The sequence below is a fragment of the Actinotalea caeni genome (assembly GCF_009733795.1).
Taxonomy (GTDB): Bacteria; Actinomycetota; Actinomycetes; order Actinomycetales; family Beutenbergiaceae; genus Pseudactinotalea; species Pseudactinotalea caeni.
This window is the reverse complement of the sequence record NZ_WNXX01000045.1, coordinates 1-5,335: the sequence shown is the minus strand read 5'-3', so window position 1 is coordinate 5,335 and position 5,335 is coordinate 1. Positions and strand designations below refer to the sequence as shown.

The 5,335-nt window shown below is 74.7% G+C and carries 6 protein-coding genes and 1 pseudogene; 2 read left to right on the top strand and 5 right to left on the bottom strand.

The annotated features are described in order from the left end of the window. Positions 1-118: pseudogene (locus tag GPA02_RS18695) on the top strand (IS481 family transposase); the annotation flags it as partial. A 28-nt stretch (positions 119-146) separates the two neighbouring features. Here GPA02_RS18695 and GPA02_RS18690 read toward each other — a convergent pair. Then, positions 147-749 (bottom strand): hypothetical protein, encoded by a 603-nt coding sequence (locus GPA02_RS18690; RefSeq protein WP_156201951.1) that lies wholly within the window; start codon positions 747-749, stop codon positions 147-149. A 156-nt stretch (positions 750-905) separates the two neighbouring features. Here GPA02_RS18690 and GPA02_RS18685 point away from each other — a divergent pair, with 156 nt between their 5' ends. Further along, positions 906-1,367, top strand: a complete 462-nt coding sequence (locus GPA02_RS18685; protein ID WP_156201950.1) for a DUF2695 domain-containing protein — start codon at positions 906-908, stop codon at positions 1,365-1,367. Positions 1,368-1,420: 53 nt separating this feature from the next. On the opposite strand, the gene dxr is transcribed toward GPA02_RS18685, so the two are convergent. The 4 genes from dxr to GPA02_RS19040 are packed head-to-tail and all read right to left on the bottom strand — an operon-like array spanning position 1,421 to position 5,155. Further along, positions 1,421-2,629 (bottom strand): 1-deoxy-D-xylulose-5-phosphate reductoisomerase, encoded by a 1,209-nt coding sequence (gene dxr, locus GPA02_RS18680; RefSeq protein ID WP_156201949.1) that lies wholly within the window; start codon positions 2,627-2,629, stop codon positions 1,421-1,423. Next, complete coding sequence (locus GPA02_RS18675; RefSeq protein ID WP_156201948.1) at positions 2,626-3,180, bottom strand: DivIVA domain-containing protein; 555 nt, start codon at positions 3,178-3,180, stop codon at positions 2,626-2,628. The genes dxr and GPA02_RS18675 overlap by 4 nt, the downstream gene beginning before the upstream one ends. A 29-nt stretch (positions 3,181-3,209) precedes the next feature. Beyond that, entirely contained in the window at positions 3,210-4,358 is a 1,149-nt protein-coding gene (rlmN, locus tag GPA02_RS18670; RefSeq protein ID WP_156201947.1) for a 23S rRNA (adenine(2503)-C(2))-methyltransferase RlmN, read from the bottom strand. After that, positions 4,355-5,155 carry a phosphatidate cytidylyltransferase gene (locus GPA02_RS19040; RefSeq protein ID WP_338027546.1) on the bottom strand — a complete coding sequence of 267 codons (801 nt, stop codon included), beginning with the start codon at positions 5,153-5,155 and terminating at the stop codon, positions 4,355-4,357. The genes rlmN and GPA02_RS19040 overlap by 4 nt, the downstream gene beginning before the upstream one ends. Positions 5,156-5,335 lie beyond the last annotated feature (180 nt).

The window sequence follows — 5,335 nt, the reverse complement described above, 5'->3', positions numbered from 1 at the left end:
CTCGAACACCGCCCGAGCCGACGCGCTGGCCCCATGGCTCAAGCACTACAACTACGCTCGAGCCCACACCGCCTGCGGAGGCAAGCCACCGATCAGCCGACTGTCACCAACGTGCTGACCGAGTACAGCTAGCCGGCCGGCCGGCCTCAGTCCAGCCAGCTGGTGTCGAGATCGATCAGCCAGTGGTTGCGCAGCGTCAGCCCGCGCTCGACCGCCGCCGCGACCCCAGCGACCGTCAGCGTCGTCGAGACCGGCGCCGGCAGCGCGAACGGCGACGTGAAGGATCCCCCGAGCAGGTCGGCCACGACCTCGATGCCGGTCACGAGCTCCGCGAGCGCGGGCAGCGCCACCACGAGCCCCACGAGCAGCACCAGCACGGCACCCCGCGCGAGCCAGCGGTCGAGCGCGGGGTGCCGGTGCCCGAGCTCGGCCCGCCAGCGCTCCGCGGTGCCGCGCGCGGGACGCAGCGCTGCGGTGGTGCCGTCGTCGAGCACGAGGTGCATGCGCTTGAGGCCGTAGGTCGTGGCCGCGACCTCGAGGCGGCCGCCCGGCACCGGGAACCGCGCCGGCAGCGACGACCTGGCCGACTGCCGGCCGTCGGTGTACAGGCGCGCCTCGTCGTCGAGGAAGAGCACCTCGACGTCGTAGCGGTGCCCCGCGTGCTCGAGACCGAACACGCTGCGGTGCAGCACCTGCCACCCGCGCATCGGCGCGAGCGGGCGGTCGTCTCCCGTCCTGACCGTCGCCATCGGCACCGTCCTCCCCTCACGACGTGATCCTGCGTCTCCACCCTGACGGAGCACCGCTCGGGCCCGCATCGGCCGAAGGTGGTACGGCCGGTCGGCCGCCCGACGGACCGGCCGGCGTCGGCGAGGAGTGTCGGCACCCATCGGTAGAACATCCGTATGACCGACACCCGCACCGACGCCATCGCCGAACGGCTCCTCCGCGAGGCGGCCGAGGCGATCACCACGCCCGAGCAGGGCGAGTGCCTGCACTGCTTCGTCGCCCGCCTGCTCGATGCGTTCGGCTGCGACGGCGAGCTGCGGCTGGCGCGCCGCTACCGCGACCTGCGGGCGCCGCGGGCGGTCGCCCTGGAACGGCGACTGGCGGCGGTGGGCGGCACCTGCGACTGCGAGATCTTCCTGCGCGGGTGGTGGCTGCGCGAGGAGCTGGAGGACGATGAGCACGACCACCGCCCGCGCGGCAGGCCCCTCCGTGCGACCCCGGTGCGCGCCGCGCCGGGCGGGGCAGCGCCGGTCGGAAGCACCGACCGGCTGCCGCCGTGCGCGGGGGTGCGGCCCGGCTCGACGCAGCCGTGCTCACGCTGGGTCAGGCGACGTCCCCGCCGGCAGGTCTGGTGGTGAGCCGTGGCCCGCGTCGGCGCGTCACCCTGGGCGGTGCAGGCGGTGCGACCGCGTCAGCGCAGCAGCTCGTCGGCGCGGCGGCGCGCCCACTCCTCGGCCGCGTGCACCGCCTCGAGCGTGAGCGAGGGCGCGGGGGTGCCGTCGTGCTCCTCGAGCACGCGCGCGACCGTGTCGACGATGTCGAGGAACGCGACCCGGCCGGCGAGGAACGCCGCCACGCACTGCTCGTTCGCGGCGTTGTAGACGGCCGGGTGCGTCGCCGACGCGCGGACGGCGTCACGAGCGAGCGCCACCGCCGGGAACGTCGCGTCGTCGAGAGGCTCGAACGTCCATGCGGTCGCCTCGGTCCACGAGCACGCGCGCGCCGCCCCGGGCACGCGGTCGGGCCAGCCGAGACCCAGCGCGATCGGCAGCCGCATGTCCGGCGGCGAGGCCTGCGCGATCGTCGACCCGTCGACGAACTCGACCATCGAGTGCACGACCGACTGCGGGTGGACGACGACCGTGATGTCCTCGACCGGCACCTCGAACAGCAGGTGCGCCTCGATGAGCTCCAGGCCCTTGTTGACGAGCGTCGCGGAGTTGGTCGTCACCACGGGCCCCATCGCCCAGGTGGGGTGCGCCAGCGCGGCGTCGGGCGTCACGTCGGCGAGCTCGGCGCGCGTGCGACCACGGAACGGACCGCCGGAGGCGGTCAGCACGATGCGCACGACCTCCTCGCGCCGACCGGCCCGCAGCGCCTGGGCGATCGCGGAGTGCTCGGAGTCCACGGGCACCACCTGGTCGGGCCGCTGCTGCGCCTGCCGCACCAGCGGGCCACCGGCGACGAGGGACTCCTTGTTGGCGAGCGCGAGCGTCGAGCCGCTCCGGAGCGCGGCGAGCGTCGGCGCGAGCCCGATCGAGCCGGTGACGCCGTTGAGCACGACGTCGGCGCCGCGCCCCGCGACCTCGGTGGCGGCGTCGGGGCCGACGAGCACCTCGACCTCGACCGGAGGCAGCCCGGTGCGCTCGCTCGCCGCGGCCACCGCGGCCCGCAGCTGTTCGGCGCTGCCCTGCGCGACCCCGACGAGCGGCACCCGGAACCGGACCACCTGCTCGGCGAGCAGGTCGAGCTGGCCGCCCCCCGCGGCGAGCGCGACGACGTCGAACGGTGGCTCGCCGTCACCCGCGACGGCGCCGGCCGCCTCGACGACGTCGAGCGCCTGGGTGCCGATCGATCCCGTGCTGCCGAGGAGCGCGACGGACCTGCTCGCCCGGCTCACTCGACCGCGAGGAGCACGTCGACGGCGCGGTCGAGGAACGCGTCGACCGGGCCCTCGGCGTAGGCGCGGTCGCGCGGCGCGGACTTGAAGGTGGCGGAGCGGACCTCGGCGGCGCTGAGCTCGGCGCCGGAGTCGAAGTAGTCGACCAGCCGGTCGAGCAGCGCGTCGACCGACTCTCGGTCGTAGCCGCGGCCCCGCTCGGGCGGCGCGAACCGCTCCCCGGCCGGGCGCACGAGCCGCGGGTACAGCGTGGTGGCGCGGCGCGCGACCTCCTCCATCCAGGCGTCCTGGCCGGCCTGACCGATGTGACGCGCCCGCGCCCGCTGCACGAACGCGGCCTCGAGACGGTCGAGCGCGGCGTCGACGTGCGCGGGGTCGTAGCCGCCGCGCACCAGGTCGAAGGCGGCGTTGCGCACGTCCTCGGCGGTCATGGTCGTGCCGGAGGCGCCGTCGTCCTCGTACGCCGCGCGCGCCTGCTCGAAGAACTCGTCGACCTGCTCGACGTCGTACCCGCTGGACCAGCGTCCGGTCCGAGGGAACGTGTCCGCCATACTCTTCTCTCCTCAGACGCCGGGCCGCGTCAGCCCTGGACGGCCAGCTGGCCGCAGGCCCCGTCGATGTCGCTGCCCCGAGTATCCCGCACGGTCGTCGGGATCCCGGCAGCGCGCAGCCGTGTCACGAACTCCGCCTCCACGTCGGGGTCGCTCGCGGTCCAGATCGAGCCCGGGGTCGGGTTGAGCGGGATCGGGTTGACGTGCACCCAGCCGCGACCGCGCTTGTTGAGCTCCTCGCCGAGGAGGTCGGCGCGCCAGCCGTGGTCGTTCATGTCCTTGATGAGCGCGTACTCGATGCTGACCCTGCGACCGGTGGCGTCGAAGTAGCGGCGTGCGGCGTCCAGCGCCTCCCCCACCGTCCAGCGGGTGTTGATCGGCACCAGCTCGGTGCGCAGCTCGTCGTCGGGCGCGTGCAGCGACAGCGCGAGCGTCACCGGGATGCCCTCGCGCGAGAGCTTGTCGATCGCGGGCACGAGCCCGACGGTCGAGACCGTGACGTTGCGCGCGCTCATCCCGAACCCGGACGGCGGCGGCGCGACGAGCCGACGGACGGTGCCGATGACCGCCTTGTAGTTGGCGAGCGGCTCGCCCATCCCCATGAAGACGACGTTGGACAGCCGGCTCGGGCCGCGGGTCAGCTCGCCGTCGCGGCACGCCCGCGCGGCGCGACGCACCTGCTCGACGATCTCCGCCGTCGACAGGTTCCGGGTGAGACCCATCTGGCCGGTCGCGCAGAACGGGCACGCCATGCCGCAGCCGGCCTGGCTCGACACGCACAGCGTGGCGCGGTCGGAGTAGCCCATGAGCACCGACTCGACCTTGACGCCGTCGAACAGCGACCACAGCGTCTTGACGGTCGCGCCGCCGTCGGCCTCCAGCCGCTTCACCTCGGTGAGCAGGTCCGGGAGCAGGATGTCGGTCAGCTCCTGCCGGACGGCGGCCGGCAGGTCGGTCATGTCCGCCGGGTCGCGCGTGAGGTGGCCGAAGTAGTGCATCGACACCTGCTTGGCGCGAAAGCCTGGGTGCCCCATCTCGGTGAGCACGGCGGCGCGGCCGGCGTCGTCGAGGTCGGCGAGGTGCTGCGGCGGCTTGCCGCGGCGCGGCACCGCGAAGCTGAGGGTGGGCAGGGTGCTGGGGGCCGCGGCGTCGTCCGCGGGCCTGACCTGACGTGTCATCGACCGCTCCCGAGGACGAGGTGGAGAAGCAGGAAGGCGACCGGCGCGGCGAACAGCACGGAGTCGACGCGGTCGAGCACGCCGCCGTGGCCGGGCAGCAGCGTGCCCATGTCCTTGACGCCCAGGTCGCGCTTGAGCAACGACTCGGCGAGGTCGCCGAGCGTCGCGGCGAGCACGCCGGCGGCGCCGAGCGCGAGCCCGGCCCACCAGGGCCCGCCGAGGGGTCCGAGCATGAGCCCGACGCCGACCGCGCTCGCGAGCACGAACGAGCCGATCAGGCCCTCCCAGGACTTCTTGGGGCTGACGATCGGCGCCATGCGGGTGCGTCCGAACATCACACCCGCGGCGTAGCCGCCGACGTCGTTGGAGACGCAGATCGCGATGAACGCGAGCACGCGCCAGGGGCCGTCGTCGGCCGCGAGCATGAGCGCGACGAAGCCGGCCAGGAAGGGGACGTAGCCGGTGGCGAAGACCGCCGCGGTCGCGTCGCGCAGCGCGGGGATGCCGCCGCCGTCGAGCACGCGCCACACGAACGCGCCGCCTGCGGTGAGCACGCACGCCACGAGCAGCGCCTCGACACCGGCGGTGTAGGCCGAGATCACCATGCCGACCGTGCCCACCAGCAGCGGCAGCAGCGGCAGCCGGATGTCGCGCACCCCTACGGCGCGGCTCAGCTCCCACAACCCGATCCCGCACGCGAGGACCACGATGCCGAGGAAGGCCTCCTTGCGCCAGAAGAACAGCGACGCCACGACCGCGAGCCCGAGACCCAGGCCGACGGCGATCGCGACCGGCACGTTGCGCCCACCCGGCGGCAGCGGCACGGTCGGGTCCGGCACGTGGCCGTCCGCGACCCGCGGCGCGGGCTCCGACGCCGTCTCCTCCGCCGGCGGGGCGTCGTCCGCGGCGGCCCCGCTGGCACCCGCGTCGGCCGCGGCGAGCGCGGCCGTCGGCACCGGCTGCGTCGGCTCGACGGG